This is a genomic window from Haloechinothrix salitolerans (assembly GCF_042662605.1).
Classification (GTDB): domain Bacteria; phylum Actinomycetota; class Actinomycetes; order Mycobacteriales; family Pseudonocardiaceae; genus Haloechinothrix_A; species Haloechinothrix_A salitolerans.
Genome location: NZ_JBHSXX010000001.1, coordinates 2,215,886 through 2,242,769 on the forward strand (window position 1 = coordinate 2,215,886; position 26,884 = coordinate 2,242,769).

Consider the following 26,884-nt stretch of genomic DNA (forward strand, 5'->3'; position numbering starts at 1 on the left):
GTCACGTCGCCGAGTTGGCGCCGATCACGAACGAGTTGTCGTTCTGGATCGCGCCGTCGGCCCTGGCCCACGCGGTGTACTCGACCTGGCCCTCGTTCGCCCGCGTCCACGGGTTCACGACGAGCTGGATGTCGCGCACCCGGCGGATCACGTAGGACTCGCGCAGCTCACCAAAGACGATCGACTTCGCCGAAGCGGCCATGTCGGGCACGGCCTGGTCGATTCGAACGGGGTGGTTCAGCAGCGTGAGGCCGCCCATCGACTCCAGCCCCTCGGTGACGCCCTGCAACAGCGGGCGCCCGTTGGAGTCCTCCAGCTTGCGCACGACCTTGAGGGTGTTGTCGTTGAACAGCCACTTGGCGCCCTGCCGGTAGTCCGGGTCGAGGGTGTGCAGCAGGTCGAGAAGGTCATCCTTGGTGACCGTGGTCGTCGACCCGGTGGCGAACGTGTGATCCGCCGTCGGGTTGGTGATGCCCTCCGGCTCGGCGCCGCCAGCGGTACCGGTGACCCAGTCGGTGGCCTGCTGTCGCGCGATGCGCTCGCCGAGCTTGCGTGCGACGAGGCCCTCGATGTCGAACGCGCTGTCCTGCAATAGCTCGACCGACACCCGCAGCGGCAGGTTCGACGCGCCCGGAGCGACGTACTTGAACGCGTTCAGCTCCTTCTCGCCGAACACGAGGTCGGCGCCACCCGACGCCGGTGCGGTGTTCTCGTCGGCGATCACACCCGAGTTGGCGGTGTCGTCGAGCGTCGGCCACGGCAGACGGTTACCGGTCTCGGTGACGATCTCTTCGGCCTCCTGCGCGAGCCCACCGAACGCGACCAGTCGATCAACGAGCTTCTGCCGGAACCCCTCGGGGACGGTGAACCCGCCCTCGGTGTCGGTGCCCGCCGACTGCGCGTTGGTGACCCGCAGATCCGCGATGTCGGCGTTCGGCTTGCCGGTGCGAAGGTAGTGGTCGAACGCTTTCTCCAGCCCGTCATCCTGCTTGGCCGGGGCGACGTGCACCGCGGCCGCCTGCATGTTGGTCGGCGCCGGGGACTCGTAGGCGTGCTGACGCTCCCGGATCGCCTCGGTGCGCTTGTTCGCGAGGTCGGATTCGAGCGCCTCGTAGCGCTTGACCTCCTCGTCGGTCAGGGTGCGACCCTCGGCGTCGTCGATGATCGTCTTCATCGCGGCGAGGATTTCCTCGATGTTCATACGATGGTTCCCCTTCTTGTTGTCGAGGTTCCACGCCGCGGCGTGGAGCTTTCCCCGCGGCGCGGGCACCACAGCCGGCGCGCCGGGAGTCTTCTTGTGAGAGGACGCGGCCGGTTCTTCGCCGACCACCCGGTCAGCGAGCCCGGTCGCGACCGCCTGCGCGGACGAAAACCACGTCTCGGCGCGCATCCGGTCGCGCCACTCATCCGCTGTGCCGCCCGCGCGATCCGCGTACACCTGCGCGATGGTCTGCGACAGCTCGTTCAGTAGGTCGGCCATCTCCTGGTGGTCCTGCGCGTTGCCGATCGTGAGACCACCCGCGTCGTGGATCATCATCTTCGCGGGCTTCTCGATCGCGACGTCGTCGCCAGCCATTGCCACGAACGACGCCGCCGACGCGGCGACCCCGTCGACGGTGACCTCGACCCGCGCAGGGTGGTTGCGCAGCGCGTTGTAGATCGCGATCCCGTCGAACACCAGCCCGCCCGGCGAGTTGATGTGCAGGTCAATCACCGGTGCGGTGATGTCGCGCAACCGCCGTGTGAAGTCACCGGCGGTGACGTCGTCGGGGTCCCAGTCGTCACCGATCGCGCCGTAGATGAACAGCTCTGCCCGCTCGCCGTCGGCGTTGGTGATGCGGAACCACGGCACGCCGTTCTGCGGTACCCGCATGTCGCGGTGATCGCGGCAGTACTCGCGGCCCAACTGCGCGAGCGCGGCCAGGTCCTTGATGCTCATGGTGCTAGCACTCCCTCTACTCCGGACGCTGCGTTGGCCGGGTCGCTCTGTGGCGTGTTGCGCAGCACGTCGCCGCCGTCGATCGGTGGCAGGTTGCGGATCTTGCGCGCCTCGTTGACGGTGATCAGACCGGCCTGTACCTGTTCCAGCAGGAGGCGGATCTCCTGCTCGGGTGTTGGGCGCTCCATCCCGGCGAAGTCGAACTCGCAGAACAGCGGCGACCGCAGCAGCCGCGACAGGCTTTGCTCGATGCGGCCGGTCCAGCCCGCGAGGGTGAACCGCGCGAGCCCCCGGTTCTGCTCCGCCACCCCAGTGCCCCAGCTCGTCTGTTTCTCGGTCTGCATCAGCAAGTGAGGCGGTACCCCGGTCCACCGGGCGATCTCTTCGACCTGGAAGGCACGTGAGCCCAGGAACTGGGCATCCTCGGCGGACATCGTCCACGGCGTGAACTTCAGCTTGCGGTTCACGAACGCGACTTCGCCGTTATGCCGCCACCCAGCCGTCTTCTTGTCGAGCCCGGCCTTGATCTCCTTCGCCTCGTCCTCGTCGACGTCCTCTTCCGGGGTGACGAGGCCCGACATCAGCGCGCCGTTGCCGAACATCTTCGCCGCGGCACGGTCACCGGCGATCGTGGTCCCCATCGAGTTGCGGCCCGCCTCGATCACCGACAGACCGTGCACACCGTCCAGCGACAAGCCGAGGATCTTGGTCATGGTCGCCGGGGTGAACGTGCGTGTCGTGCCGTCGGCCAGCGCCACCGTCCACCGCGGTAGCGGCCGCCCGAGATCCCCCACGCCGCGCGTCGGCTCCTGCTCGGTGACGGCCAGCGGGTGGATCGGCACCGCGCCGATCACCGCGCCCGCGTTGTTGAACAGGTGCGCAAGATAGGTCTCGCCGTGCAACATCAGGTGCGCGACGATCGTCTCTTTCCAGCCGAACACCGTCTGCCCGTTCGGCCCGGCCGGATCGTCCAACCACGACCGCACCCGCTGACGCTGCCCGTCGGCGGTGTCCCGCAGCGTTCGCAGCGGTAGCCCGGCGATCGTTCCCGCCACCAGCGACACGGCCCTGAACATGGCGGGGATACCGAGCACGGTGTTCTCACTGACCTGCACACCCGCGAACGACGGGGTCACGCCGAAGTAGGAGGCGAGCACGGGGTCGCTGATGCTGGTCAGCGCTTCCGGCTCGCTGCGCTTCTTCTTCGGCCACCACGGCATACCGGCAAGATACCATCGGTATCTGGATACTGACGGTATCTGGTTGGAGGTGCGTTTGAGTGCGGCAGGAAGTCGAGCAAGCGATCGAGACGCTCGACCTCGACACCGCCGACGCTGCGGTCGCCGAGCTAGCGCGCACCTACGCGGCAGCGATCGACAACGACGGCCCGATAGACACGCTCGGGCCGCGGCTGCTGCAAGCACTCGACGCGCTCGGGCTGACACCGAAGGCGCGAGCCCGGTCCGCGCAAGCGAAGGGCGCCAGCGATGACCAGCCCACCCGCGACCCGCTCGACGAACTACGACAGCGACGCGCCGCTCGGGTCAACGGAACCGCGGCTGTGGACACCACCGCTCCGTGAGCTGACACCCGACACGTCCTACGGCTTCGACCTGATCGACTTCGCCGCCGACGTGTGCGGCACACCGTTCGACCCGTGGCAAGAGTGGTTGTCGATCCACGCCGGTGAGCTACTCCCGGACGGGCGGCCGCGGTTCCGGCACGTGCTCGTGCTCGTCGCGCGGCAGAACGGCAAGAGTCTGTGGGGTCACACCCTGGTCAAGTACTGGCTGTTCGTCGAGCGGGTGCCGCTCGTGCTCGGCACCTCCACCGACCGCACCTACGCCAAACGAGCGTGGGCAAAGATCAGCGAAGACTCACGGAACAACCCGTACTTGTCGCGCAAGCTCGGACCCGGCGCGCAGCGGCTCACCATCGGCGAGGAAGCCCTCACCACCCTCGACGGCGCCGAGTACTTCTTCGCCGCCAACAGCGGCCGCGCCGCACGATCCACCACCCTGCACCGGTGGTTGTGCGACGAGCTGCGCGAGCACCGCAACCGCGACGCCTGGAACTCCGCATCGAACGCGATGAACGCTGTCAGCGACGCGCAGATCGTGGCCGTGACCAACGCGGGCGACGAGGACAGCATCCTGATACCCGCGCTGCGCGACCCCGCGATCGAGTACATCCGCCACGGCACCGGAGACCCCCGCGTCGGACTGTTCGAGTGGTCGGCCCCGCCCGGCGCCGAGCCCGACGACGTGGCCGCGCTCGCGCAAGCGAACCCCAACCTGACACGGCGCATCGACGCCGACGCGCTCGTCGCGTCCGGGCGCCGCGCCAAAGCCGCCGGTGGCACCGAGCTATCCGGGTTCCGCACCGAGTCCATGTGCCAGTACGTGCCGCTACTCGACCCGGCGATCGAACCCGACGCGTGGGAGGCATGCGGCACCACGGCGCCCGTCGACCTCGCCGAGTACCGCGACAAGGTCGCGCTCTGCCTCGACATCAGCCTGACCGGCGATCACGCCACCCTCGTCGCGGCCGCCGTCCTCGAAGACGGTGGCACCCACGTCGAGGTAGTCGAGTCCTGGGCCGGACCCGGCTGCACCAAAGCCGTCCGCGCCGACCTACCCGAGCTGGTGCGCAAGGTGAAGCCGCGCGCGTTCGGATGGCTACCCGACGGCCCGGCCGCCGCGCTCACCGCCGAACTCAAGGAGCAGAAGGGACCGCGCCGCACCGCGTGGCCACCGCGCGGGGTCAAGCTCGAAGAGATCCGCGCCGAGACGGCCGCGTGCTGCATGGCGGCCGCCGACCTGGTGCTCACCGGCGAGATCATCCACCCGCGCGACGAGCTACTGACCGCCCACGTGCACGCGGCGCAGCGGCAGCGTCGCGGTGACCGCTGGGTGTTCGGCCGCGCCAGCTCGGGCGCGATCGACGGCGCCTACGCGATGGCCGGTGCGGTGCAGCTCGCCCGCACCCTGCCCCCGGCGCCGCCGCCGCTCACGGTGCTCTGACCTGGGCGGACGCCGCGCAAAAAAAAGACAGGAACGGCGGGTGTAGGGCCGGTGGCAGGCTGTGAACTTTTCGCGGTCACCACGACGAGACGCGACGGATCGGTTGCTCGTTGCGCATCGGATCGCCGACGCTGCCGTTGCAGTGCTTGCACACCGCGGCGAGATAACGCTGGTCGTCGCCGGTGACGGCGCGGCCAAGGACGTGGTGGACGCTGTCTGCTTCGCCGGTGCATCCCTCGAGTTGTAGCGTGCAGCGACCCTGGTTCTTTCGCTTGTTCTCGGCGAGCACCGCCGCCCGTGTCTTGCGCCAGGCGGCGGTGCTGCCCTTGGACCAGGAGCGGGACATCACGCACCCTCCCGCGTTGACGCCTTCTCCGCCCACTCGCGCGCCCACTGCTCGTGTCGCTTCCGCTTTGCCTGCTCGGCTTGATCGTGGAGCCAGCGACGCTGCTGGGCTTCGTACTGGCGTTCCCGCTCGGCGAGGTATTCGGCAAGCGCGGCGTCGTCCGGCACGGCGACGGTGTCCGGTGCTTCGGCGGCATCGTGGAACCGCTTGCGAGCTGCGGCGATCCGTGCGTCGGACCTGCAGTCACGGCGGGTCATGACGATGGTTGCCACGACTCCGACGGCGACGGCGAGCGCCGTGGTGATGGCGAGGCCGATGGCGATGTCGGTAAGCGTGATCGTGGTGTTCATGCGGCGTTCCTCCTGCGGTCTGCGCCCTTGAGGACGACGGTCGTGCACATCTCGGTGAGCCGGGATGCGACGCGCTCGCCGAGCACTTCACCCAGCTCCCTGGGTGGCACGTTGCTGGTGAAGATCGTCGCGAGCTGGTTGTTGTACCGGTGGTCGATGAGGCGGTAGTTGACCTCCTCGACCCACTCCGAGGTCTTGGCGGCACCGAGGTCGTCGATGAACACCATCTCGGCGGCAAGGAACTCCTCGAACACCTGCTCGGAGTCGACGCCCGAGCGTGGCCGGAGCCGGGCGTACAAGTCGGCCGCACTGATCATCTTCGGCCAGGACCGCAGCCTGAGGCCGCCGTCGACGAGGTGACGTAGCAGCGCGTAGGCCTTGTGTGTCTTGCCAACCCCGGTAGGCCCGAGGATCAGCAGCGACGGCCCGTGCATCTTGGGCCGGTCGATGTTGGTCGTGGGTTCGGCCGCCCGGATCTCGTCGATCCAGGCGTCGAGCTTGGGGTCTTCGGTCTCGTCGAGCTGCGCGTCGCGGTAGCGCAGCGGAACGAGATTGTCGATGCGCGTCATCGTGTGTCTCCTCAGAGGAGCGTCTCGTCGTAGACGGACTGGTCTGTGGGGTTGCGGTAGGGAACGTGTTGACGTCCGCCGCGTTGTGCTTGAAGTCGGAGCTGGTCGTATTTCGCGCGCAGCTTCGGCATGGACATGACGTTGGCGCGCCAGAACTCGTCGGCTTGGCACCAGTCGATCGCCGCGCGCACCTGCTCCTCGGTGCGGCCATCACGGTCGAGCAAGAGCCTGGCGGCGTCGCGCCACTTCGCGGTGATGCGGGGACGCTTGGAACCGTTGGCTTCGATGCGGTTAGCGAGGTGCGTGCAGAGCCGCTCGACGTCGGGGCGCTCGGAATCGCCAACGTGTTCTCTTGACTGATCTACTGACTGATCTAACTGACTGATCTGGGGGGACTCTGAGTCGTGGACATTCCGACTCAGAGTCGTGGACAGCACGACTGTCGATCGTGGACATTCCGACTCAGAGTCGTGGACATCGCTATCTGTCCCTGACTTTCCGTCGTGGACAGTCCCCGACTGATCGTCGTGGACACTGCGACTCTTGCGGTAGCGCGACTTCTTCGCCGACTCACGCTGACGATGCCGGTCGCAGAACGACTCGAACGAGCCTTCGGCATGGCGCTTGTCCATGTGCAACACCCAACGCGCCTGCCCCTGCGGGCCTTCACCGTCCTTGCTGATCAAGCCGTAACCGACCAGCCGCTTCAGAACGCGCGGAACCACCTCGGGATTCAGTCCGACGTCGTGCGCGATCGAGAGCACCAGCGGGAAGGCAGACCGACCTTGCCGATCCGCCTTCACCGCTAGATACCCCAGAACCGCACGCGCCGGCGGATCATTCGACGGCAACGGCGCCATCGTCATCGCCCACTCGGCTGCCTGCCACGACATCGCCACCTACTTCCCGCGTCGACGCCCGCAGGCGATACCTCCGACAAGGCTTACCGCTGTTGCGCCCACGCCTGTCCTTGCTGATCACCCAGCCGTCGCCGACGAGGACGCCGCGCTTCGCAAGGGACTGATACACCGCGCCGACGACACGCGGATACACCGAGCCACCGAGCCGAGAGCGAACATCGTTCGGATCGACCACGCCGCCGTTATCACGACCCACCGACAAGATCGCCCCGATCACCGCCGCCCGGTCGCGATCGTGCAGCGGGTCGCCGTTGATCAGCGCCAGCAACTCGGCCGTGTCGGAGTCGACGGACGAACTGGGGAACGCGAGGGGAAGTTGCTCATTCATCACGCTCACCGCTTGGCCTCCTCGGTCTTGGCCGCGACGATGCGGGAGACCGCCCGGAACACCTGGATGGCGTGCTCGACGCAGATCCCGGTCGGCAGCGTGTCGTCGCCTGGCTTGCCGCAGGGCTCACCGTCGCGGGTCAGCATCGTGCAGGGTGTGAGCTTCGATGCGACGCTCATCGGGCCTCACCGTCCTGCGCCAAGACGACGCCCTCGACGAGCAACGAGATCAGCCGTCGCGCGTCGTCAACGCCCAGCACAATGCACTCCGCCCAGCCGTCGACCGCCACGGTGATCACCGCAGGTTCGGTTTCGTCCTGCGAGATCCCCGCAACCAGCGGTGCATCCCGGCGAGGTTCTGAGGACGGCGCGAGGTCGTTCGCCCGCACGGGAGCGGTACCGAGGTGCCGCTTGTGGTAGGTGGTGCCGTCGGTGTCCGGGTGACCTCCGTCTGCGCACCAGGTTGGGCATCGCGCGCTGTCTGTGATCGACATCAGCGGACACCGCCTTCAGCCAGCTCCAGCGCGGTGCTCAGCGCGTCGCGGAGCGCGACGGCCTCGGCCAGCGTGAGGTTCAGCCCCCCGACCTCGTCGTGGCGGAGTTCCGGTTCGACGATGACGCGCGGACCGACTTCGCGATGATTCTGCTCCAGGTGAACGAGCAGTTCTACCGGGTAGTCGTACTCTCGCGCGACGCCATCGACCGTCTCGCTCGCGTCGTAGTACTTCCAGTCGACGGAGTGGAGCGACAGCCGCAGCCGGGCGTCCCACGTAGACCGGTGGGCGCGGTCGACCACGTGGTGCTGGCCCTCGTGCAGCTCGCGCTGGCACCAGGCCGGGCATGGCTCCTGGAGCCAGAACGGCCTGCCGTCGGCGTCGAGGTAGCCGTCGTGGTCCAGCTCGTCGAGCGACTCCTGCGGCTCGGTGCGTACCTGCTCGGGTACGTCCTGCGCGCCGTTGTCGCTGGTCGGGGCTTCGTGTGCGATGATGTCGGCAGACATCGTTCCTCCTACGGATTCGTTGTCGTGCCCCGTCTGTGGTCCGCCAAGATCAAGCAGGCGGGGCTTCTTTGTGGGTTGGGTTGTGGCAGCCATCAGCTGGCCACCTCGTTGGACTGCTCCTCTGCGAGCTTCCGATCGAACTCGTCACACTCTGCGATCGGGTACAAGATCCGTCGGCCTACGCGGACGCCCTTTGGTCCGTAGCCGACCATGCGCCAGTACCTCACGGTTGACGCTGCTGTCCTGTACCGCTCGGCCACCTCGTCGGTGGTCAGGTACTCGGCCATCTTCACTCCTGTCAGGTGCCTGTTGAAAGTGAAACGGCACCGTTGGAGTTAACTCCTACTCGTTGATGTACTTCATGTCAAGCAGGGTGCTTCTTCTTGTGAAGCGCGTGTCGATCGGCTACGGTCACGGCGTGCAGGATCAACGCGACTCAACGCCCGAACCCCGGCCCGACCCCGTGACGCGGACCGAGGCCACGTTCGCGCGCCGCCTGCGTGACCTGCGAGAGAAGCAGGGGGTTTCACAAGCGCGACTCGCGGAGAAGGTCTCCGGCTTCGGGTTCAAAATCGACGACCTTGCCATCCTCCGCATGGAGAAGAACGCCGACTCGCCTGGAAGTGGACGACGAATCCGGCTTGGCGAAGCCGCCCTGATCGCGAAAGCGCTTGAACATCGCCTTGGCGACATGCTCCGAGACCCAGCTGACCCTGAAGACCAGTTAGCCGATGCAGAACGTGAGCTGGAAGCCGCTCGCGCGGAATTGCGCTCGTATCAGGCTCAGATCGACCGCGCAGCCGACCGGTTTCAGCAGGCAGAAGATCGCGTCAAATATCTTCGACAACTGCGCGATGAAGACATTTCGACCGCACCCGCTACTGCGCCCGATAGAAGCAATTGGGTAACCAAGCAGCAACAGCAGATAATCGACTTTGTATATGATTGGGTGAAGTCTCGCGGTCTCCCACCGTTGCTCGAAGTGATCAGCAATCATTTCGAAATCGACAAAAAGGACGCCGCCAGTGAGGTAGATTTACTGCAGAAAAAGGGACTGCTTCCCGTTCAGAGGGCTCAGTCATTAGACCAGCTCGTGCCCCGAATAACACGCGCCGCCTGGGATGAAGCCGCTGCGGAAATCCTCGCAGAATATGACCCTGACAGCCAGGATGTTCGTATAAATGTGATGGGTGAGCCAGTGACGTACAAGATTCATGCCGAGAATGAGTCAGTGGCACAGAAATTGATCGACGGAGCGACGAAAACGTTCAGAGATGAGCAGGATCGGCGCGCAATGATGCGACTCGGCCTGTCTGGGAACGAGTCGTCGATCCTTTCGTACTTCGCCTCCTACATAGAACAGCATGGTAAGACTCCGAGCGTCGCTGCTGCTTCCCGGGCAACGAGGTTTTCGCGCTGGCAGGTCGACAGCGCACTTCGACATTTGCATGAGCTGAACGAGCAGGATGCTCTGACCGGACAGGAACTCGCTTCAATACTCCAGGCCGGGGCTGATGCTTCAAAGAAGGTCATCGAGGTGGCTGCTCAACGCGCCGACCGACGGGGCAAGAACTAATGGCCCGTGTGAGAGACCTGTGGTTCACCAAGAAGAAGGTCGACGGCGAGGTCGTTAAGGTTCCGACCAAGCGGCACGGCAAGGGTAAGCGGTGGCTCGCGGCGTGGCTGGTCGACGGGCGGGAGCGGACGCGGGCGTTCACCACCTACGACCCTGCAGTGAAGTACGCCCGCAAGATGGAGGTCGACGCCGAGCGCGGCGAGTACGTTGACCCGAAGGCCGGGAGGGAGTTCTTCGGGGACCTCGCGCGCAGATGGCTGTCGTCGCGCATGGTCGATCCGTCCAGCCAGCTGCGGTACGAGTCGGTGTACCGGCTCCACATCGAGCCGACCTTGGGGAAGCGGCAGATTAAGGCGATCAAGCCTTCCGACGTCTCGACGTGGCAGACGGAGCTGGGGGAGCGGCACGGCCCGTCAACCGTGGCGACGGCGCGGTTGGTCGTCCTCGGCACGCTGGACCTGGCCGCCGCTGATGATCTGATCAAGAAGAACCCAGCCCGGTCGAAGGCTGTGCAGAAGGTCGTCACCGGTAGCACCGAGAAGATCCAGGCGTGGGGCGACGCCACGGTATTCGCGCTGATCGACGCGCACCCGGAGTCGCTGCGGCTGCTGCCGACGATCGGCGCGTCGTGCGGCCTCCGGGAGGGCGAGCTGTTCGGGCTCGCGGTGGAGGACATCGACTTTGACGAGGGCTTGATCCACGTGCGGCGTCAGATCAAGAAGATCGGCCGCGAGTACGTGTTCGCCTTGCCGAAGAACGACCGCACTCGGATCGTGCCCATGTCCGACTGGACGGCGGAGAACATTCGGCTACACCTCGAGAAGTGCCCGCCGGAGCCGTGCACGCTGCCGTGGGAGAAGCCTAGCGGCAAGCCGCGCACGCACAACGTGTTGGTGCGCTGGCGAGATGGCAGGCACATGACGTCGCGAGCCTACTCGGAGACGTGCTGGAAGCCAGCTCTCGTCACGGCGGGGGTGATCCCGGCGCCGGTGAAGGACAAGCGCGGGCACAAGCGGTATGCGACCACCCGGAGGGAAGGCACGCACCAGCTGCGTCACTACTACGCCAGCGTCATGCTCGCTGACGGTGTGAACATCCGCGAGTTAGCCGAGTACCTCGGTCACGCCGACCCCGGCTTCACGCTGAGGATCTATGCGCACATGCTCCCGGACTCGCACGACCGGGCGCGGAAGGCGATCGACACGAGGATGTTCCGGCCGCGCGCGGTCGCCGCCGGAACGTAGCTCTGACGGAACATAGACGGAACAGCAGGTGATGTCCATGCAGCTCAGTGAGTCGAAGCCAGCCGCGCCGTCGCCGCGCGGCGCGGCTGGCCTGGTGCGTCTACCTGCTATTTCAGCTCAGATGAGCTCTTACCGAGCAGCCGTCTCGCCACGATGAGCTGCTGGATCTGTTGCGTGCCCTCGAAGATGTCCAGGATCTTCGAGTCCCGGCTCCACTTCTCCAGCAGCGAGTCCTCGCTGTAGCCGAGGGTGCCGCACAGTTCGACGCACTTGAGCGTGATGTCGACGACCGATCGACCCGCCTTCGCCTTGGACATCGACGCCTCGACCGAGTTCGGCTTGCGGTTGTCGGCCATCCACGCGGCCGCCAGCGTCAGCATGTGCGCGGCCTCGTAGTCCGCCTCGAGCTGTAGATAGGTCGCGGCGGCGGCGTGCTGCGAGTTGGCGGGCTTGTCGTAGTCGACGTCGATGCCCGCCTCCGACAGGATCCGCGCGGTCTCCTCGAGCGCCGCCCGGGCGAGACCGACAGCCATCGCCGCGACGAGCGGCCGGGTGTTGTCGAAGGTCTCCATGACCCCCGCGAACCCCTTCTTGGTGTCGATCTCCGGGCTGCCGAGCAGGTTCTCCTTCGGCACCCGGCAGTTGTCCAGCCGGATGACGGCGGTGTCGGACGCCTTGATGCCGAGCTTGTGCTCCAGCCGCTCGACCGTGATGCCCGGGCGGGACTTCTCCACGACGAACGACTTGATCGCCGCTCGCCCGACGGACTTGTCCAGCGTCGCCCACACGACGACCGAGTCGGCGCGCTCACCGGCGGTCACGAAGATCTTCTCGCCGTTGAGGACGTACTCGTCGCCGTCGAGCTCCGCCGTGGTCGACACGGCCGCCGAGTCGGAGCCGAACTCCGGCTCGGTGATGGCCATGGCCGACCAGGTGCCCTTGAACCGTTCGAGCTGCTCGTCGTTGGCGACCGACGCGATCGCGGCGTTACCGAGACCCTGACGCGGCATCGACAGCAGGAGCGCGACGTCGCCCCAGCACATCTCGATGGTGCCGAGCACGGTGCGCAGGTTGGCGCCGTTGACATTGCCGCCACCGTTGCCGTTCTCGTCGCGGCGGACGCCGGATGCTCCCGCACCGCCCTCGCCGGACTCGTTGAGCCCGTCGACCAGCGCGGCGAAGGTGTCCAGCTCCTTCGGGTAGGCGTGCTCGGCGCGGTCGTACTTACGCGAGATCGGCCGGAAGACCTCGGACGCGGCCTGGTACGCCTGGTTGATGAGCGGTTTGGCCTTGGCGGGAACCTCGAGGTTGATCATGCGAGGACAGCTCCTTCCATGACGCCGACCGCGCGCAGATCGCGGTACCAGCGCTCGACGGGGTGCTCCTTGGTGAACCCGTGCCCACCGAGCAACTGCACACCCGCGCTACCGATCCACATGCCCTTGTCGGTCGCCAGCTTGCGGGCGAGCGCGACCTCGCGGGCGTACGGCTTGCCCTGCTCGGCTCGCGCGGCGGCCTTCAGCGTCAACAGCCGGATGCCTTCCAGCTCGATCGCGATGTCGGACACCATGAACGCGACACCCTGCCGGTGGCTGATCGGCTCACCGAACGCGACGCGCTCGTTGACGTAGGGGATGACGTAGTCGAGGACGGCTTTGCCGGTGCCTGCCGCGAGCGCGCACCAGCCGAGCCGGGACAGCCGCACGACCTCGGCGAATACCTCGCCGTTGCCGCCACCGAGCAGCGCACCCGCGCCGACGTTGACCTTGTTCAAGTGCAGCTTGCCAGTCGACGCGCCACGCAGGCCCATCGCCGGGTCGGACTCCACCGACACGCCCGACGTCGACGACTCCACGATGAACAGCGCAGGACCACGGCCTTCCAGGTTGGCCGAGACCAGGAACAGTTCGGCCGCGCTGGCGCGGGGGACGAGTGCCTTTACTCCGTCGAGTTGGTAGCCCTTCGGGGTGCGTTTTGCCGTCGTCGCGGGCTTGAACGGATCGAACAGCGCCTGCTGCTCGGCGATCGCGAGCGCGGCGGCGGGCACGTTCTCGCCCGCGAACTCGGGAAGGTAGGTCGCCTGCTGGTCGGCGTCACCCCACTGGGCGAGCGCGGTGCTGACCGCGGACGGCGCGAGCACCGCGACGGCCAAGCCCATGTCGCCATGCGCCAGCGCCTCGGCGACAAGCACGTTGGTGGTGACCGAGCGCTCGGTGCCGAAACCGCCCAGCTCCTCGGGAATGCCGAACGCACCGATGCCGAGTTCGGCGGCGCGGCTGAGCAGGCCGTCAGGCGTCTCCAGCTTCGCGTCGGCGTCGTGGGCGGCGGGTCGCAACTGCTCGGCGGCGAAATCGCGCACCGTCTCCACGATCATCTGCTGTTCTTCGGTCGGCTCGAGGTCGAACAGCCCGGTGTCCTGCGCGGGGGCCAGTCGAGCTGGCTTGTCGAGCTTCTTGGTCGGTGTGAAGCCGCGACTGGCCGCGCCGGCGGCACGGAACCCGTGCTTGACCGACGTGGTCACCGCCTTCTCGAACGGCTTGCGCAGCCCCATCTTGTCGATGAACTGCGAACTCGAGATCTTGGTCAGGGCAGCGAGGCCGAAGCCCATCGCATCACGCTGCTTTGGCGGTGGCCCGCCTCGTTTGCTTCCCGCTCCCGCGGGCTGAGCGCTAGACACAGTCACTCTCCCATTGGCCGCAGGCGGCCGTCGCTTACCTACTCGTGAGTAAAGTAAACCCTGTGGGCCGGTTCGCGCTACTCGGGTGGCGCAGGTAACGCCCCGGGAGGGTGAGCTGGGATGACGACGGGAGGTGAAACTCCCGGCGAGTGCGTTCCGAGAGTCGATCATCTTCCCCTGGGCTACGACCATTCTTCGCCCGATTTGACCGTTTCTGACGGTGTCAGCGCAGGGTAAGCTGATCAACTTCTGTGACACCCGCGCGCACCGAGGTTGGCACTCGCGCGGCGGGTCAGGACGGCAGGCCCAGCGCCACGGCCATGATGGTGGCCAGCTCCGCGTGCAGGTTGGGACGTCCGGCGAGGCGCCCGGTGTGGATGACGTCGTTGGCGATGGTCAGCGCCATGTGGACGACCACCCTGGCCTCGACGGTGCCAAGTTCGGGCCGGACCTTGCGCAGGAGGTGCGTCCACTCGGCCACGTAGTCCCGTTGCACCCGCTTCAACTCGGCGCGGTTAGCGTCTGACAGGGCGCTGACCTGGCTGGATGCCGTCATCAGGTCGGCCGAGCTCGCCATCGTCTCGATGTAGGAGGCGATCAGCCCGTGCAGCGCGTCGGACTCGCTCGACGCGGTGCGCGCGACGGCGAGCCTGCCGAACTCCAGTTGTTGGGCGATCCGCTGTGCCGCCGCCATGAACAGCGCCGCCTTGCTGGGGAAATGACGATACACGCTGGGTCCGCTGATTCCGGCGGCCGATCCGATGTCCTCCATGCTGACGTCGTGGAAGCCACGGTCCTGGAACAGCGTGCTCGCGGCGGTGATCAGCTCGTCTTTGCGGGTGGTGCGCAGGAAGGCGGACTCGCGCGCGGCCTCCTGGGTCGTCGTCAACCCCCGTGAGGTAGGCAGTGTGGTGTGCAACACGGCGCGCGCGCAGGCGATGAGCAGCTTGGTGTACCGGCGCTTGGCGATCCGGGTGGAGTGCACGGCGGTGCTGCCGAACACGCTCAGGGTGGCCCAGCACAGCAGGTCGGCGTCACGTTCGTCCAGCTCGGGGCGGAGTGTGCGTAGTGTCGTGCTCCAGCGGCCGATCAGCATGCTGGAACGTCTGCGTACTTCACGTTGATGTTCGGGGCTGAGGTTGCGCCGTTCCCAACGCCACAGTGAGGCGACGTCTCGGTGGTCCACCGACATCGCGGCGAGGCGTTCCAGCAGCGCGTCCACCTGATCCGGGGCTGGCTTATCGGCGTCATCGAGCGCACGCTGGGTGGTGGCGATGAGTTCGTCGATCCCGCTGAGCACGACGTGCGCGAGGATCGCTTGTTTGTCGGAGAAGTGCCGATACAACGCGGGGCCGGTCACCCCGGCCGCGGCTGCGATGTCGGTGATGCCGACCTCGTGGTAGCCGCGCGCGCAGAACAGCTCGGCCGCGACGGCGGCCAGCTGTGCCTTGCGGTTGCGGGGTCGCTGGGTACTCCTGCGACGTCCCCGCGCGGTGTTCGCGGTTTCCACGGTGTCCATAGGTGAACCTACTGTAGCGTGAGATAAGCGTATGACAAGCCCGTCGAACCCATTGACAACTGCGGAAATGCAGTCACTATGTTAGTGAGCATTAGCCCCACCCATGCAGCCAGTGTGGTTCCGCCAGCGGCAAGGAAGGAAAGATTGGCGTGAGTTCAGAGGCGTTCATCTACGAGGCGATCCGTACGCCTCGGGGCAAGGGCAAAAACGGCTCCTTGCATTCGGTCAAGCCCATCGACCTCGTCGTTGGCCTGATCGACGAGATCAAGCGGCGGCACCCGAACCTCGACCCCGCTGCCATCGACGACGTGATCCTCGGCATCGTCTCTCCGGTCGGCGACCAGGGCGCCGTGCTGCCGCGCGCTGCCGCCCTCGCGGCCGGCCTGCCGGACACCGTCGCGGGCGTGCAGCTCAACCGGTTCTGTGCCTCGGGGCTTGAGGCGATCAACCAGGGTGCGCAGAAGGTCCGCGCTGGCTTCGACAACTTGCTGATCACCGGCGGTGTCGAGTCGATGTCGCGCGTGCCCATGGGATCCGACGGTGGCGCCATGGCGATGGACCCCGCCACCGCGTATGACACCTACTTCGTGCCGCAGGGCATCGGCGCTGACCTGATCGCCACCATCGAGGGCTTCTCACGGGAGGACGTCGACGCGTACGCCGCGCGCTCGCAGGAGCGGGCCGAGGCGGCGTGGTCCGGCGGCTACTTCGCCAAGTCCGTCGTCCCGGTCAAGGACATCAACGGCGTCACGATCCTCGACCACGACGAGCACCGCCGTCCTGGCACCACCGTCGAGAGCCTCGGCAAGCTGAACCCGGCCTTCGAGGGTATCGGCGAGATGGGTGGCTTCGACGCGGTCGCGCTGCAGAAGTTCCACCAGGTCGAGAAGATCAACCACGTCCACACCGGCGGCAACTCGTCCGGCATCGTCGATGGCGCCGGTCTGGTGCTCGTCGGTAACGAGCAGGCTGGCAAGGACTTCGGCCTCACGCCGAGGGCGCGCGTCGTGGCTACCGCCGTCACCGGCTCCGACCCGACGATCATGCTCACCGGCCCGACCCCGGCGACCCGCAAGGTGCTGGACAAGGCCGGTCTGAGCGTCGACGACATCGACCTGTTCGAGCTGAACGAGGCGTTCGCGTCTGTCGTGCTGAAGTTCCAGAAGGATCTGAAGATCCCGGACGAGAAGCTCAACGTGAACGGTGGCGCCATCGCCATGGGTCACCCGCTCGGCGCGACCGGCGCGATGATCACCGGAACCATGGTCGACGAGCTGGAGCGGCGCAACGCCCGCTACGCGCTGGTGACGCTGTGCATCGGCGGTGGCATGGGTCTGGCCACCATCATCGAGCGGGTCTAGTGAGGCCTGCTCGCAGGGCCGAACCATGGGCGCTGCGGCCTGCTCGCAGGGCCGAACCATGAGGCGCCGCGCACAACACGGCGAACGAGACTTCACACAACCGAGGAAACGGAACATGACTGAAGCGAAGACCATCCGTTGGGAGTCCGATTCCGACGGCATCGTCGTGCTCACGCTCGACGACCCCAAGCAGTCCGCCAACACGATGAACTCCGACTACATCGAGTCGATGGGTGCCATCGTGGACCGGCTGGAGGCCGAGAAGGACAACATCACTGGCGTGGTCATCACATCCGCGAAGAAGACGTTCTTCGCGGGTGGTGACCTCAACGACCTGGTCAAGGCACGCAAGGACGACGCGCCGCAGCTCATGGAGCACGTCGCGCTGCTCAAGTCGCAGTTGCGCAGGCTGGAGACGTTCGGCAAGCCGGTTGTCGCCGCCATCAACGGCGCCGCGCTCGGTGGTGGCCTTGAGATCGCACTGGCTTGTCACCACCGCATCGTTGCCGACGTCAAGGGCGTGCAGATCGGCTTCCCCGAGGTGACCCTCGGCCTGCTGCCCGGTGCCGGTGGTGTCACCCGCACCGTGCGGATGCTCGGCATCCAGGACGCGGTGATGAACTGGCTCGCGCAGGGCCAGCGCCGCAAGCCGGCCGACGCCAAGGAGAAGGGCCTCGTCGACGAGCTCGTGTCCAGTGTGGACGAGCTGCTGCCGAAGGCAAAGGAATGGATCAAGGCCAACCCGGAGGCCGCGCAGCCGTGGGACGTCAAGGGTCACAAGATCCCCGGTGGCACGCCGTCGAACCCCAAGTTCGCCGCGAACCTGCCCGCGTTCCCCGCGAACCTGCGTAAGCAGCTCAAGGGCGCGCCGATGCCCGCGCCGCGCGCGATCCTGTCGGCCGCGGTCGAGGGTTCGCAGGTGGACTTCGAGAACGCGCAGCTCATCGAGAGCCGCTACTTCGTGGATCTGGTCACCGGCCAGACGTCGAAGAACATGATCAAGGCGTTCTTCTTCGACCTCAACCACATCAACGGTGGTGGCTCCCGTCCGGACGGCTACGAGCAGCACACCGTGCGCAAGGTGGGCGTGCTCGGCGCGGGCATGATGGGCGCCGGTATCGCCTACGTGTCGGCCAAGGCGGGCATGGAGGTCGTGCTCAAGGACGTCTCCCAGGAGAACGCCGAGAAGGGCAAGGACTACTCGGTCAAGCTCGAGGAGAAGGCGCTCAAGCGCGGCAAGACCACGCAGGAGAAGTCCGACGCGCTGCTGAACCGCATCACGCCGACCGCGGACCCGAACGCGTTCGAGGGTGTCGACTTCGTGATTGAGGCCGTCTTCGAGAGCCAGGACCTCAAGCACAAGGTGTTCCAGGAGATCGAGGACGTCGTCAACCCGGACGCCGTGCTGGGCTCCAACACCTCGACGCTGCCGATCACCGGCCTCGCGACCGGTGTGAAGCGGCAGGAGGACTTCATCGGCATCCACTTCTTCTCGCCGGTCGACAAGATGCCGCTCGTCGAGATCATCTGCGGTGAGAAGACGTCCGACGCCACGCTGGCGAAGGTCTTCGACTACACCCAGGCGATCAAGAAGACGCCGATCGTGGTCAACGACAGCCGTGGCTTCTTCACCAGCCGTGTCATCGGCACGTTCATCAACGAGGCGCTCGCGGCCGTCGGCGAGGGCGTCGAGCCGTCCAGCATCGAGCAGGCGGGCTCGCAGGCCGGGTTCCCGGCACCGCCGCTGCAGCTGTCGGATGAGCTGGCGCTGACGCTGATGCAGAAGATCCGGCAGGAGACCAGGGCTGGTGTCGAGGCGGCAGGTGGCACCTGGACGCCGCACGGCTCCGAGGCCGTTGTCGACCGGATGGTGGACGAGTTCGGCCGCAAGGGCCGCGCCGCTGGCGCCGGGTTCTACGAGTACGACGAGGACGGCAAGCGCGTCGGCCTGTGGCCGGGGCTGCGCGAGGCGTTCAACTCCGGCTCCGGCGAGGTGCCGTTCAAGGACCTGCAGGAGCGGATGCTGTTCATCCAGTCGATCGAGACGGTGCGTTGCTTCGACGAGGGCGTGCTCAACTCGATCCCGGACGCCAACATCGGCTCGATCTTCGGCATCGGTTTCCCGCCGTGGACCGGTGGCGTGATCCAGTACATCAACCAGTACGAGGGCGGTCTGCAGGGCTTCGTCGATCGGGCGCGCGAGCTCGCGGCGGCCTACGGCCCGCAGTTCGAGCCGCCGCAGTCGCTGGTCGACAAGGCGGCCAAGGGCGAGACCTACGAGTGATCGTCTAGCCGGTCAGTCGCGTACGGCCCGGGTGCCTCGGTTGGGGCGCCCGGGCCTTCGCGCGTCCGAGGGGTCATCGCGCCTCAGGCACCCGCAGCCCGGCGAGCATTCGCCGCATGACGTCGGCGCATTCGTCCCTGACGCGCGGTTTCTCCGCGGCGGGCGTGTCGGCCAGCGTCATCCCCGCCGCGCCGAAGATCTGGAAGGCGAACCGGATCGTGGTGTCAACGGCCTTGCGTTCCAGGTAACCCGCCTCGATCAGCGCGTTGATCGAGGCCTCGACCAGGCCGTATGCGTACTTCTCCTCGCATTCATGCCAGCGTGCCAAGCCGAGCGCCGTTGGCCCCTCCTGCCAGACGATCTTGCTGTATACCGGGTCGCAGCAGAGGTCGAGGAAGACGTCGATGGCGGCGATCGAACCCTCCCACGGGTCGTCGTGTTGCGCGACGGCCGTGCTGATCCGCTTGGTCATGTGCAGTTCCTGCTCGTCGAGCACCGCCTCGAACAGCGCCTGCTTACCCGCGAAGTGGTGGTAGACGGCGCCGCGTGTCACCTGCGCCGCGGCGGCGACGTCTTCGAGGGATGTGCCCGCGAACCCGTGTCGAGTGAACAGTTCGGTGGCCGCCTCGATGAGGGCGGCGCGGGTCGCTTCGGCGTACATCTCTCGGCGTGACTTGACGGATGCCATACCCCGAGTATATTCACATACACAAGGTATGTGAGATTCGGAGAGTAGGTGGAGGTCATGTCAGGGTGGGAGCGAACGCACCGCCGCTATGAGCTCGTCTACGCCGTCGCTGACGACGTCGCACGGCACGGGCCAGTGGCGCTGGACGAGTGGCAGCGCGCGATCGACGCGGAGTACGGCAGCACGGACGCCTTTCTGCTGGATGTCCGGCGCCGGTGGGATCTCGCGGTCGTGGCGCGCATGGAGGAAGACCGGCCGCTGGACGACATCGAGGCGGAGGTCAGCCGCACGAACGCGGGGTTGCGCGCGGTGCTCAGGCGGTTCGCCGATCACCCCGCGCTGGCCGGTCGTGACCAGACAGCCGCTGCCAGCACCGCGTGAGGAGACGCCATGTCCGAGGCAGTCGATACTCCGCTGTTCGATCCGTTCGCGCCTGGGTTCACCGACGACCCGTACCCGCATTACGCGCGGCTGCGTGAACAAGAGCCCGCGCATCAACACCCGTTGGGCTTCTGGATCCTCACCCGATACGACGACGTCGCCGCGTTGCTGAAGTCCGGCAACTCGGTCGACGACGACAACCTCGCCGAAGGCCCGATGCGGGACCTGATCCGATCGACCTACCAGCACGACGGCCCGCAGCTGCGGGGCAGCTCCATGCTCGACCGCGACCCGCCGGACCACACCCGGCTGCGGCGGCTGGTCGCCAAGGCATTCACTGTCCGCGCGGTCGAATCGCTGCGTCCCCGTATCGCCGCGCTGGTCGACGCCATGCTCGATGACGTCGAGGGCGCGGGGACGTTTGATCTGATCGAGGCGCTCGCCTTCCCGCTTCCGTTCGCGGTGATCACCGAGATGCTCGGGATGCCCGACGTCGACACCGTGCGGCTGCGCGAGCTGACCGGCACTGTAGTGCGCTCGCTGGAACCGGTGGTCGACCCTGACCTAATGACGCGCATTCAAGCGGCTGACGCCGAACTGGCCGAGGTCGCGGCGGAAGCCATCGCGTGGAAGCGTCGCAATCCTGGCGATGATCTGCTCACCGCGCTGATCGAGGCCGAGGAGGATGGCGATCAGCTCACCGACGAGGATTTGATCGCGCAGGTCGCGCTGCTGTATGTCGCCGGTCACGAGACCACGGTGAACCTCATCGGGAACGGCGTGCACGCGCTGCTGCGGCACCCGGAGCAGTACGCTCGGCTGCGGGAGGAGCCGGGGCTGGCGGCCAGCGCCGTCGAGGAGATGTTGCGCTACGACAGCCCGGTGCAGTCCAGCCGACGCATCACGCTGGCGCCGTATCGGGTGGGTGACGTCGAGATCCCTGAAGGTGCGTTCGTGAACGCGTCGCTGGCCTCGGCGAACCGGGACGCCGGGTACTGGGGTGAGGACGCCGACGAGCTGCGCCTCGACCGAGAAGGTGCGCGTCGGCATGTGTCGTTTGGGGCTGGGCCGCACCACTGCCTCGGGGCCGCGCTGGCACGGCTGGAGGGTGCGGTGGCGCTGGAGCGGCTGATGACGCGGCTGCCGTCGCTGGAGCTGGCCGGGGACGTCGAGTGGAACGGGCGGATCAACCTGCGTGGGTTGACCACGTTGCCGGTCAGCTCTCACTGACGCATTCCGCTGTTTCCGCGCGGTCGCGAGGTCAAGCTTGTAGTCTCCGGGTGCATGAGCGGCCTGTCCGATCCCGCGGACTGGGAGCCACGGTGACCCAGCCCCATTCCACGGCGCCCACGACGCATTCCGTGCCGTTGCCCGATCCGCTCGTGCGCACCATCAGGACTCGAGCGACCGCATTGGGTGTGACTGTCCTGGTGCTCAGTGTTGCCGCTGTCCCCGCACTGCTGCTGATCCCGAGCGGTCTGCTTCCGTATGACGACCCGCTACGCCTTGGTGTGCCATTGTTCGCCGGCATCACTGGATGCTGTCTGGTCGGCGCGGGCGTGTTCACGCTCGTTGCTCGGGGCAGCGTGGCGGATGGCCACCTTCGGCTGAACACCATGCGCGTCACGCGAGCGGGTCTGCTTTTCGCCGTGGTGTTGTCGACTATTTCCGGGCTCGTCGCGTGGGGCGTTCTGGCGCTCGTCGCCTCAACACCGCCCGAGCGGTACCGGGACGAGGTTCAGTTCGACACCGGTGACTGGCTATATGTGCTCCTGCTGTTCGGTGCGATCGCGCTCATCTGGGTGTGCTTTTTCGTGCTGCGGCCCGTGTTGTGGCGCTCGCGGTATGTCGCGAGGGAGTGGACTCGCTGGGGTTCGTGATCCGGTCACCCGTCGTACTCGAACATGTTCGGCTGGCCCGCCGCGTAGCGCTGCTCGTCGATCCGCTTGAACGGTTCGAGTTCCTCGGGTTGGTAGAGCTGCCACGTCGGTGCGGGTGGCGCGTTCGATCCTGTTGTCTCGAGTAGCGCGTTCACCGCGTATCGGGCGGATTCGTTGGCGCCTTCCATCGTGGCGAGGTCGACGTCAGTACGTATGTAGTCGCCCGTCAGGAACAGGTTCGGCAGCGCGGTGCGTACGGTCGGCCGCAGGTCCCATGAGCCGGTGGTGTTGATCAGCAGCGGCTCGTCGTTGTGGCTGCCGTCGTCGTCCCACGTGATCGCGGGGTCGAGGAACCATGCCTCGACGTCGGACCCGCGCAGCACCTCGTCGCCGCTGTCGTTCAGGCTGGCCATGAGCTGCGCCAGGACCTCCCGCGCGATCTCCTCGGCGTTGCAGTCCTTCGCCTCTTTGCCGTTGAAGCCTGGGGTGTCCCAGTCGGAGATGTCCACCGAGAGGCAGTCGACCACCGTGCCGTCGCCGAAGTCGTTCGGGAAGTCGTGCCGTGGCCAGAACTGTGCCTGGTTGATCGAGGTCAGCGCCCAGGGTGCGTGCATGTAGGCGACGTGGCCGGGGCAGATCGACACTGGACGGTTCAGATAGAACTGAATACCCGTCATCCAGTCGACGAACAATCCGTCCATGTTGGACAGTGTTGGGTCCATGGCCCGCAGCTCGTCCGACCACAGTAGTCGTGCCTTCTCCGCGGGCAGCGCGCAGAAGAACCAGTCGGCGTCGATCCGGCGGCGACCGCCTTTGGTGTGCCGCGCGATCGCCGACGCGATGCGTCCGTCCCGCGCACGCAGCTCGGTGATGTGGTGCTCCATGTGGAACCTGACGCCGAGCTGTCGCAGCAGCTCAACCCACGGGTCGATCCAGGCCTCGTTCGTCGGCCCGTTCAACAGCCGGTCAGGCTCGCCGTCGTTCCCGCGTCCCATGATGTTCAGCAGGAACGCCTGCGCCATGTTGCCGATCGTCCGAGCGCTGGCCTGGGTTTCCTTCGCGGCGACCAACTGTCGTGTGAGGCCCCTGGCGAGGAGTTGCTGGTAGTCGTCTGAACGATTTTCGGCGTCGACGTACTCCCACCACGAAACGTACTCCCACTGCCCGTAGCGGCGCGCGTCGCAGCTGGTCAGGTAGACCCAGATGCGGTTGCTGAAGTAGGCCCACTCGTCTGGCGGGATGCGCGTCCCGAGATCGAGCGCGGCTTGCAGACTCTGCGTGATGGTGTCGACGCTCAACAGTTGTGGGTCCATTCGCGTCGGCACCGTGAGGTCTGGCCTGTCCTGATAGGACTGCCGGGTAGCCGCGGTGTCGGTGAGGTTCTCGTAGACCGTGTGGTCACGGAATGGAATGCGCCGCATGGTGTCGGGGATGTGGTGGTAGAAGCCGGGGAAGAACCGGAACCCGTGCTCACCGGGCAGCGGCTCTCTGCCGTCGGACCCCGTGCCGGGTACCGGCATGCTGCGTGCCTTCCCGCCCAGTTCCTTGCCCTCATAGACGTCGACCTCGAAACCGCGCTCGATGAGCTCGTGGGCGGCCGCCAGGCCGGACATCCCACCGCCGAGTACGGCTACCCGGCGTCCTGCGCTGGCGGGGCCCGGAAGCGCGGCGTTGGCCGTCAGCGGGTTCGCGGTCATAGCGGCCGTCGCGCCCGCGATCGCGGACATGCGGAGCATGTCGCGCCGGGACAGTCTGCGGCGTAGCCAGGGGCTCGGGGGATTGGTCATCAGGCACTCCGTTCTGTCGTCAGGCCGTCGGGCGCGGCAGCAGTCGAGTGGTGGTGGGCAAACCGACGCGGGCGCGTGCGGCTCGGGTCTCGGGCAACGGGCCCGCCGCGTAGTGGATGCCGTTGAGCGCTGACCACATCGCCGCACGGTGTAATCGGATCGACGTCGACGAGGAGCGGGGTACTCGCAGCAGGCGCTGTGCCCAGCGCGGTTGCAGATCGAGAACCGCCCACTGCAGCATTCGCAGTGCGGGACGCAGCGGGGCGGGCGACACCGCACCACCGAGCCCGGCAAGGAACTCGACCGTCGGCATCGTGACACCCATGAGCGGGATCGACGCGCGTAAGCAGTCCCGCACCTCGGACTTCGTCGCTGGCAGATCGGTGCCACCCAATGCTTCGCCGACCCGGGTGAACTCCCGGTAGTAGACGTCGAGGTCAGCGCCTCGAAGCGGACGCGGGTGGTAGCGCTCGTGGGCGGTGGCGATGCCCCAGACCACGGTCGCGTACGCCCAGCGCAGTGTCTCCGGGTCGGCCGCGTCGTAGGCGCGGCCGTCGGGGCGCTCCCCGCGGACCGTGCCGTGCATGCCGCGCACCGTCCTGACGACGCGGTCGGCGGCGTGACTCGGGCCGTAGGCCACGGCCATGAAGAAGGAATACGAGTGCCCGGCACGGGTCAGTAGGCCCTTGAGGTCCAGCCCTGACGGTTCGCCGTTCACCCAGCGCACGCCGCGCGAATGCTGCTGACCCATCCACGCGAAGTCCGGATGCAGTGTCTCGATCGCCGCCGACGCGAACAGCCCGAGAACCAGGGCGGGCGTGTGTTCGTGCACGTACCAGACGGCGCTGTCCGGGCCGAACCAGCCCGGGTCGCCTTCGGGTGCGTCGAAGGCCACGCCTTTGAAGAAGTTCCTGCGGATCAAGACGTCGAACGCCTGGTCCACCGCAACGCTCGCCGGGTTCGCCACCACTGTCGTGCCTCCCGTCATGATGTGACACGTATGCGTGTCAGATTAGGGCAGCGTACGATCTGACACGAGGGAGTGTCAATATGGATGTCTCGCCCGGAGGAGGTGACGACGTGCCGCAGACCCGCCGCACATATCGCGGCATGAGCGCTGAAGAGCGACAGGCGGAACGGCGCAAGCAACTGCTCGCCGCGGGGCTGGAGCTCTTCGGTACCCGCGGGATCACCGCGACGCGGGTGGACGACATCTGCGCCGAAGCCGGGCTGACGAAGCGATACTTCTACGAGAACTTCTCGTCGCTGGACGAACTGCTGCTCGCCGTCGTCGAAGACGTGCTGGCCGATCTGACCGCGCGGGTCGTACCGGTGATCGCGTCGAGTGGATGGCGCAACCCGCGGCCCATGCTGTCGACGTTCATCGGTGCGATGCTCGACGACCCACGCCTGGTGCGGTTGCTGGTGATCGAGACGCACAGCGGAGCGCTGGTTCGGCAGCGGCACCAGTTCATCGAGCGGGCGATCGACGTCTGGCTCGAGGCGGCACCCGACCGCGACCGGGACCCGTCGCTGCTGCAGACCCAGCGGTTGCTGGCGCACGCGTACGCGGGGGCCGTGGGGGAGGTCGCGGTGGCCTGGGCGAGCGGACGCATCACGATGTCCGCTGAGGAGATCATCGACCACTTGGAGCGGATTTTCCGGCGGATTGCTCCGCAGGCAGGTTGAGTTCGAGGCAAGGCCCACCTACCGGCATGGCCGATGTGCGGTGGCATCCGCAGGAGGATTCACCTCGTCAATCAGAAACCGCCCATTGGCGGTACGGACGAACTCGTACTCGAGCAGCCACATCGTGCACGATTCGCCTGAGGGCCCGAATTCAGGAGCCTGAAGGCTGACGAACTCGAGAGTGACCTTGGGTCGCGCGAGGCTGAGCTGGGCGTCTCGAACCTCGAAGCCGTAGTCGTAGCTTGTGGATACGTCATGCGCGAATGCCTCGTAGGTGGAACCACTCCTTAGGCGGGGTGAAAGTTGCTCGTATGCCTGCCAGTAGTTGCCGGTGTTGATCCCGACGAAGTATCTCGCCACGGTTGTGGCGATCTCGGTGCCGACTGCCGACTCATCCGGTAGTCCGGCAACCGCCTCGTCCTCCGGACCTAGCGGCTGGTGGTCACAGTGTGCCGGCGCGTGCAGTCCAGCAGGGTTCGTGACCGTGGGTTCAGCGGTTGACGCTTGAACGGCCAGTGACCGTTCGCCAGGCGGTTTCTGGCCGGCGATCAGCACGCCAACTACATCACCGTTCTTGTCGATGAGTGGCCCGCCGGAGTTGCCTCCCCGCGCGGTGGCGTCGGATTCGACGAGGTCATGAAACATCGTCCCCTCGATCATCTCTGATTTATCGACCGCTGCGACCGTTCCCTCCGTCAACCGCAATGGATCCCCGTCCGGATAGCCGAGCGCCGCGACGGGATCCCCGCGTTCCGGGTCGGCATTTGCGAACCGCAGCACGTGCCCGGCGGCGGGACTACGAAGTTCCAAGACCGCGAGATCGGCGCCGACGTCGACGCCGATGACATCGGCGGCATAGGGGACGCCGTCCACTTGCACGGATGCGGCAACGGCACCGTGTACCACGTGCTCGGCCGTGACGACCGTGTTCGGGTCAATGAGGAAGCCGGTGCCAGACCCTGGACCGCCACAGACGACCGCATAGATCGGCACGACCCCGGAAGACACCTCCGCGAAGAGTTCGGAGAAGTCTGGCTCCGCGATGTCAGGCGTCACGCTTGGTCCGCCTTCGGGCGGATGCGTGTAGGTCTCGGTTGGAGCGTCGCTAGTGGAGGTCGCGGTTGTAGGCTCCGCAGCCACGACCATGCTCCGCAGCCACGGCTGTTCCAACATCTCGATACCGATGACTACCGCCGCGGCAGTTAGCGGCACTACTCCACCGAGTATCACTCCCAGAACGCGCCACGTTCGCCGCCCGCGTGTCGACGTTGGAGCGCCACACGTGGCGCAGAACCGATCGTCGTTTCGGTGCAGTTCAGCACCG

General features: G+C 66.6%; 28 protein-coding genes. 10 read left to right on the forward strand and 18 right to left on the reverse strand.

Features of this window, described 5'->3' with window-relative positions:
- Window position 1: 1 nt before the first annotated feature.
- Window positions 2-1,939 carry a phage major capsid protein gene (locus tag ACFQGD_RS10450; protein ID WP_345400017.1) on the reverse strand — a complete coding sequence of 646 codons (1,938 nt, stop codon included), beginning with the start codon at window positions 1,937-1,939 and terminating at the stop codon, window positions 2-4.
- Complete coding sequence (locus tag ACFQGD_RS10455; protein ID WP_345400014.1) at window positions 1,936-3,159, reverse strand: phage portal protein; 1,224 nt, start codon at window positions 3,157-3,159, stop codon at window positions 1,936-1,938. The genes ACFQGD_RS10450 and ACFQGD_RS10455 overlap by 4 nt, the downstream gene beginning before the upstream one ends.
- A 59-nt stretch (window positions 3,160-3,218) precedes the next feature.
- Here ACFQGD_RS10455 and ACFQGD_RS10460 point away from each other — a divergent pair, with 59 nt between their 5' ends.
- Window positions 3,219-3,521: a terminase small subunit gene (locus ACFQGD_RS10460; protein ID WP_345400011.1), complete on the forward strand. Its 303-nt coding sequence runs from the start codon at window positions 3,219-3,221 to the stop codon at window positions 3,519-3,521.
- Complete coding sequence (locus ACFQGD_RS10465; RefSeq protein WP_345400008.1) at window positions 3,427-4,962, forward strand: terminase; 1,536 nt, start codon at window positions 3,427-3,429, stop codon at window positions 4,960-4,962. The genes ACFQGD_RS10460 and ACFQGD_RS10465 overlap by 95 nt, the downstream gene beginning before the upstream one ends.
- A gap of 76 nt (window positions 4,963-5,038) precedes the next feature.
- On the opposite strand, the gene ACFQGD_RS10470 is transcribed toward ACFQGD_RS10465, so the two are convergent.
- The 9 genes from ACFQGD_RS10470 to ACFQGD_RS10510 form a co-directional block, all read right to left on the reverse strand.
- Window positions 5,039-5,308 (reverse strand): HNH endonuclease, encoded by a 270-nt coding sequence (locus ACFQGD_RS10470; protein ID WP_345400006.1) that lies wholly within the window; start codon window positions 5,306-5,308, stop codon window positions 5,039-5,041.
- Window positions 5,308-5,658: a hypothetical protein gene (locus ACFQGD_RS10475; protein ID WP_345400003.1), complete on the reverse strand. Its 351-nt coding sequence runs from the start codon at window positions 5,656-5,658 to the stop codon at window positions 5,308-5,310. The genes ACFQGD_RS10470 and ACFQGD_RS10475 overlap by 1 nt, the downstream gene beginning before the upstream one ends.
- Window positions 5,655-6,227, reverse strand: coding sequence for an ATP-binding protein (locus ACFQGD_RS10480; protein WP_345400001.1), 573 nt, complete (start codon window positions 6,225-6,227; stop codon window positions 5,655-5,657). The genes ACFQGD_RS10475 and ACFQGD_RS10480 overlap by 4 nt, the downstream gene beginning before the upstream one ends.
- Window positions 6,228-6,238: 11 nt before the next feature.
- Window positions 6,239-7,093, reverse strand: a complete 855-nt coding sequence (locus ACFQGD_RS10485) for a hypothetical protein (RefSeq protein ID WP_390221036.1) — start codon at window positions 7,091-7,093, stop codon at window positions 6,239-6,241.
- Window positions 7,065-7,484, reverse strand: coding sequence for a hypothetical protein (locus ACFQGD_RS10490; protein ID WP_345399997.1), 420 nt, complete (start codon window positions 7,482-7,484; stop codon window positions 7,065-7,067). The genes ACFQGD_RS10485 and ACFQGD_RS10490 overlap by 29 nt, the downstream gene beginning before the upstream one ends.
- Window positions 7,481-7,654, reverse strand: a complete 174-nt coding sequence (locus ACFQGD_RS10495; RefSeq protein ID WP_345399995.1) for a hypothetical protein — start codon at window positions 7,652-7,654, stop codon at window positions 7,481-7,483. The genes ACFQGD_RS10490 and ACFQGD_RS10495 overlap by 4 nt, the downstream gene beginning before the upstream one ends.
- Window positions 7,651-7,968 carry a DUF6907 domain-containing protein gene (locus ACFQGD_RS10500; protein WP_345399993.1) on the reverse strand — a complete coding sequence of 106 codons (318 nt, stop codon included), beginning with the start codon at window positions 7,966-7,968 and terminating at the stop codon, window positions 7,651-7,653. Before ACFQGD_RS10500 ends, ACFQGD_RS10495 begins: the two co-directional genes overlap by 4 nt.
- Window positions 7,968-8,474 carry a hypothetical protein gene (locus tag ACFQGD_RS10505; RefSeq protein ID WP_345399990.1) on the reverse strand — a complete coding sequence of 169 codons (507 nt, stop codon included), beginning with the start codon at window positions 8,472-8,474 and terminating at the stop codon, window positions 7,968-7,970. The genes ACFQGD_RS10500 and ACFQGD_RS10505 overlap by 1 nt, the downstream gene beginning before the upstream one ends.
- Before the next feature lie 92 nt (window positions 8,475-8,566).
- The gene (locus ACFQGD_RS10510) at window positions 8,567-8,761 is read right to left on the reverse strand and encodes a helix-turn-helix transcriptional regulator (RefSeq protein WP_345399987.1); all 195 of its coding nucleotides are present in this window, start codon (window positions 8,759-8,761) and stop codon (window positions 8,567-8,569) included.
- A gap of 98 nt (window positions 8,762-8,859) precedes the next feature.
- Here ACFQGD_RS10510 and ACFQGD_RS10515 point away from each other — a divergent pair, with 98 nt between their 5' ends.
- Both ACFQGD_RS10515 and ACFQGD_RS10520 read left to right on the forward strand, forming a co-directional pair.
- The gene (locus ACFQGD_RS10515; RefSeq protein WP_345399984.1) at window positions 8,860-10,050 is read left to right on the forward strand and encodes a helix-turn-helix domain-containing protein; all 1,191 of its coding nucleotides are present in this window, start codon (window positions 8,860-8,862) and stop codon (window positions 10,048-10,050) included.
- An 8-nt stretch (window positions 10,051-10,058) separates the two neighbouring features.
- The gene (locus ACFQGD_RS10520) at window positions 10,059-11,294 is read left to right on the forward strand and encodes a tyrosine-type recombinase/integrase (protein WP_345399981.1); all 1,236 of its coding nucleotides are present in this window, start codon (window positions 10,059-10,061) and stop codon (window positions 11,292-11,294) included.
- 107 nt (window positions 11,295-11,401) lie between these two features.
- Here the strand turns inward: ACFQGD_RS10520 and ACFQGD_RS10525 are convergent, their stop codons facing one another.
- The 3 genes from ACFQGD_RS10525 to ACFQGD_RS10535 all read right to left on the reverse strand — a co-directional run bounded on the left by ACFQGD_RS10525 (window position 11,402) and on the right by ACFQGD_RS10535 (window position 15,490).
- Window positions 11,402-12,610 carry an acyl-CoA dehydrogenase family protein gene (locus ACFQGD_RS10525; RefSeq protein WP_345399978.1) on the reverse strand — a complete coding sequence of 403 codons (1,209 nt, stop codon included), beginning with the start codon at window positions 12,608-12,610 and terminating at the stop codon, window positions 11,402-11,404.
- The gene (locus tag ACFQGD_RS10530; protein ID WP_345399975.1) at window positions 12,607-13,902 is read right to left on the reverse strand and encodes an acyl-CoA dehydrogenase family protein; all 1,296 of its coding nucleotides are present in this window, start codon (window positions 13,900-13,902) and stop codon (window positions 12,607-12,609) included. The genes ACFQGD_RS10525 and ACFQGD_RS10530 overlap by 4 nt, the downstream gene beginning before the upstream one ends.
- 361 nt (window positions 13,903-14,263) lie before the next feature.
- Window positions 14,264-15,490, reverse strand: a complete 1,227-nt coding sequence (locus tag ACFQGD_RS10535) for a TetR/AcrR family transcriptional regulator (protein ID WP_345399972.1) — start codon at window positions 15,488-15,490, stop codon at window positions 14,264-14,266.
- A gap of 149 nt (window positions 15,491-15,639) precedes the next feature.
- On the opposite strand from ACFQGD_RS10535, the gene ACFQGD_RS10540 reads away from it, so the two are divergent.
- Window positions 15,640-16,851 (forward strand): acetyl-CoA C-acetyltransferase, encoded by a 1,212-nt coding sequence (locus ACFQGD_RS10540; protein ID WP_345399969.1) that lies wholly within the window; start codon window positions 15,640-15,642, stop codon window positions 16,849-16,851.
- A 115-nt stretch (window positions 16,852-16,966) separates the two neighbouring features.
- Window positions 16,967-19,135 (forward strand): 3-hydroxyacyl-CoA dehydrogenase NAD-binding domain-containing protein, encoded by a 2,169-nt coding sequence (locus ACFQGD_RS10545; RefSeq protein ID WP_345399966.1) that lies wholly within the window; start codon window positions 16,967-16,969, stop codon window positions 19,133-19,135.
- Window positions 19,136-19,208: 73 nt separating this feature from the next.
- Here the strand turns inward: ACFQGD_RS10545 and ACFQGD_RS10550 are convergent, their stop codons facing one another.
- On the reverse strand, window positions 19,209-19,823 hold the full coding sequence (locus tag ACFQGD_RS10550; protein ID WP_345399963.1) for a TetR family transcriptional regulator: 615 nt from the start codon (window positions 19,821-19,823) through the stop codon (window positions 19,209-19,211).
- A 57-nt stretch (window positions 19,824-19,880) separates the two neighbouring features.
- Here ACFQGD_RS10550 and ACFQGD_RS10555 point away from each other — a divergent pair, with 57 nt between their 5' ends.
- The 3 genes from ACFQGD_RS10555 to ACFQGD_RS10565 all read left to right on the forward strand — a co-directional run bounded on the left by ACFQGD_RS10555 (window position 19,881) and on the right by ACFQGD_RS10565 (window position 22,084).
- Complete coding sequence (locus ACFQGD_RS10555; protein WP_345399961.1) at window positions 19,881-20,204, forward strand: hypothetical protein; 324 nt, start codon at window positions 19,881-19,883, stop codon at window positions 20,202-20,204.
- Window positions 20,205-20,213: 9 nt separating this feature from the next.
- Window positions 20,214-21,434 (forward strand): cytochrome P450, encoded by a 1,221-nt coding sequence (locus tag ACFQGD_RS10560; RefSeq protein ID WP_345399958.1) that lies wholly within the window; start codon window positions 20,214-20,216, stop codon window positions 21,432-21,434.
- A 92-nt stretch (window positions 21,435-21,526) separates the two neighbouring features.
- Complete coding sequence (locus ACFQGD_RS10565) at window positions 21,527-22,084, forward strand: hypothetical protein (RefSeq protein ID WP_345399955.1); 558 nt, start codon at window positions 21,527-21,529, stop codon at window positions 22,082-22,084.
- A 5-nt stretch (window positions 22,085-22,089) separates the two neighbouring features.
- Here ACFQGD_RS10565 and ACFQGD_RS10570 read toward each other — a convergent pair whose 3' ends face one another.
- On the reverse strand, window positions 22,090-23,871 hold the full coding sequence (locus tag ACFQGD_RS10570; RefSeq protein WP_345399952.1) for a hydroxysqualene dehydroxylase: 1,782 nt from the start codon (window positions 23,869-23,871) through the stop codon (window positions 22,090-22,092).
- A gap of 19 nt (window positions 23,872-23,890) precedes the next feature.
- Window positions 23,891-24,859 carry an oxygenase MpaB family protein gene (locus tag ACFQGD_RS10575; RefSeq protein WP_345399948.1) on the reverse strand — a complete coding sequence of 323 codons (969 nt, stop codon included), beginning with the start codon at window positions 24,857-24,859 and terminating at the stop codon, window positions 23,891-23,893.
- Window positions 24,860-24,921: 62 nt separating this feature from the next.
- Between ACFQGD_RS10575 and ACFQGD_RS10580 the strand changes: the two genes are divergently transcribed.
- Entirely contained in the window at window positions 24,922-25,560 is a 639-nt protein-coding gene (locus ACFQGD_RS10580; RefSeq protein WP_345399945.1) for a TetR/AcrR family transcriptional regulator, read from the forward strand.
- Between the two features lie 18 nt (window positions 25,561-25,578).
- Here the strand turns inward: ACFQGD_RS10580 and ACFQGD_RS10585 are convergent, their stop codons facing one another.
- Entirely contained in the window at window positions 25,579-26,772 is a 1,194-nt protein-coding gene (locus ACFQGD_RS10585) for a S1 family peptidase (RefSeq protein ID WP_390221037.1), read from the reverse strand.
- Window positions 26,773-26,884 lie beyond the last annotated feature (112 nt).

What these genes read in the sequence shown, in the direction of transcription:
- ACFQGD_RS10550 (WP_345399963.1), bottom strand. Translation starts at nt 19,823, where the DNA reads ATGGCATCCGTCAAGTCACGCCGAGAGATGTACGCCGAAGCGACCCGC.
- ACFQGD_RS10495 (WP_345399995.1), bottom strand. Translation starts at nt 7,654, where the DNA reads ATGAGCGTCGCATCGAAGCTCACACCCTGCACGATGCTGACCCGCGAC.
- ACFQGD_RS10555 (WP_345399961.1), top strand. Translation starts at nt 19,881, where the DNA reads ATGTCAGGGTGGGAGCGAACGCACCGCCGCTATGAGCTCGTCTACGCC.
- ACFQGD_RS10465 (WP_345400008.1), top strand. Translation starts at nt 3,427, where the DNA reads ATGACCAGCCCACCCGCGACCCGCTCGACGAACTACGACAGCGACGCG.
- ACFQGD_RS10570 (WP_345399952.1), bottom strand. Translation starts at nt 23,871, where the DNA reads ATGACCAATCCCCCGAGCCCCTGGCTACGCCGCAGACTGTCCCGGCGC.
- ACFQGD_RS10575 (WP_345399948.1), bottom strand. Translation starts at nt 24,859, where the DNA reads ATGACGGGAGGCACGACAGTGGTGGCGAACCCGGCGAGCGTTGCGGTG.
- ACFQGD_RS10480 (WP_345400001.1), bottom strand. Translation starts at nt 6,227, where the DNA reads ATGACGCGCATCGACAATCTCGTTCCGCTGCGCTACCGCGACGCGCAG.
- ACFQGD_RS10510 (WP_345399987.1), bottom strand. Translation starts at nt 8,761, where the DNA reads ATGGCCGAGTACCTGACCACCGACGAGGTGGCCGAGCGGTACAGGACA.
- ACFQGD_RS10560 (WP_345399958.1), top strand. Translation starts at nt 20,214, where the DNA reads ATGTCCGAGGCAGTCGATACTCCGCTGTTCGATCCGTTCGCGCCTGGG.
- ACFQGD_RS10530 (WP_345399975.1), bottom strand. Translation starts at nt 13,902, where the DNA reads ATGGGCTTCGGCCTCGCTGCCCTGACCAAGATCTCGAGTTCGCAGTTC.
- ACFQGD_RS10450 (WP_345400017.1), bottom strand. Translation starts at nt 1,939, where the DNA reads ATGAGCATCAAGGACCTGGCCGCGCTCGCGCAGTTGGGCCGCGAGTAC.
- ACFQGD_RS10470 (WP_345400006.1), bottom strand. Translation starts at nt 5,308, where the DNA reads ATGTCCCGCTCCTGGTCCAAGGGCAGCACCGCCGCCTGGCGCAAGACA.
- ACFQGD_RS10500 (WP_345399993.1), bottom strand. Translation starts at nt 7,968, where the DNA reads ATGTCGATCACAGACAGCGCGCGATGCCCAACCTGGTGCGCAGACGGA.
- ACFQGD_RS10455 (WP_345400014.1), bottom strand. Translation starts at nt 3,159, where the DNA reads ATGCCGTGGTGGCCGAAGAAGAAGCGCAGCGAGCCGGAAGCGCTGACC.
- ACFQGD_RS10475 (WP_345400003.1), bottom strand. Translation starts at nt 5,658, where the DNA reads ATGAACACCACGATCACGCTTACCGACATCGCCATCGGCCTCGCCATC.
- ACFQGD_RS10535 (WP_345399972.1), bottom strand. Translation starts at nt 15,490, where the DNA reads ATGGACACCGTGGAAACCGCGAACACCGCGCGGGGACGTCGCAGGAGT.
- ACFQGD_RS10485 (WP_390221036.1), bottom strand. Translation starts at nt 7,093, where the DNA reads ATGACGATGGCGCCGTTGCCGTCGAATGATCCGCCGGCGCGTGCGGTT.
- ACFQGD_RS10505 (WP_345399990.1), bottom strand. Translation starts at nt 8,474, where the DNA reads ATGTCTGCCGACATCATCGCACACGAAGCCCCGACCAGCGACAACGGC.
- ACFQGD_RS10580 (WP_345399945.1), top strand. Translation starts at nt 24,922, where the DNA reads ATGGATGTCTCGCCCGGAGGAGGTGACGACGTGCCGCAGACCCGCCGC.
- ACFQGD_RS10525 (WP_345399978.1), bottom strand. Translation starts at nt 12,610, where the DNA reads ATGATCAACCTCGAGGTTCCCGCCAAGGCCAAACCGCTCATCAACCAG.
- ACFQGD_RS10545 (WP_345399966.1), top strand. Translation starts at nt 16,967, where the DNA reads ATGACTGAAGCGAAGACCATCCGTTGGGAGTCCGATTCCGACGGCATC.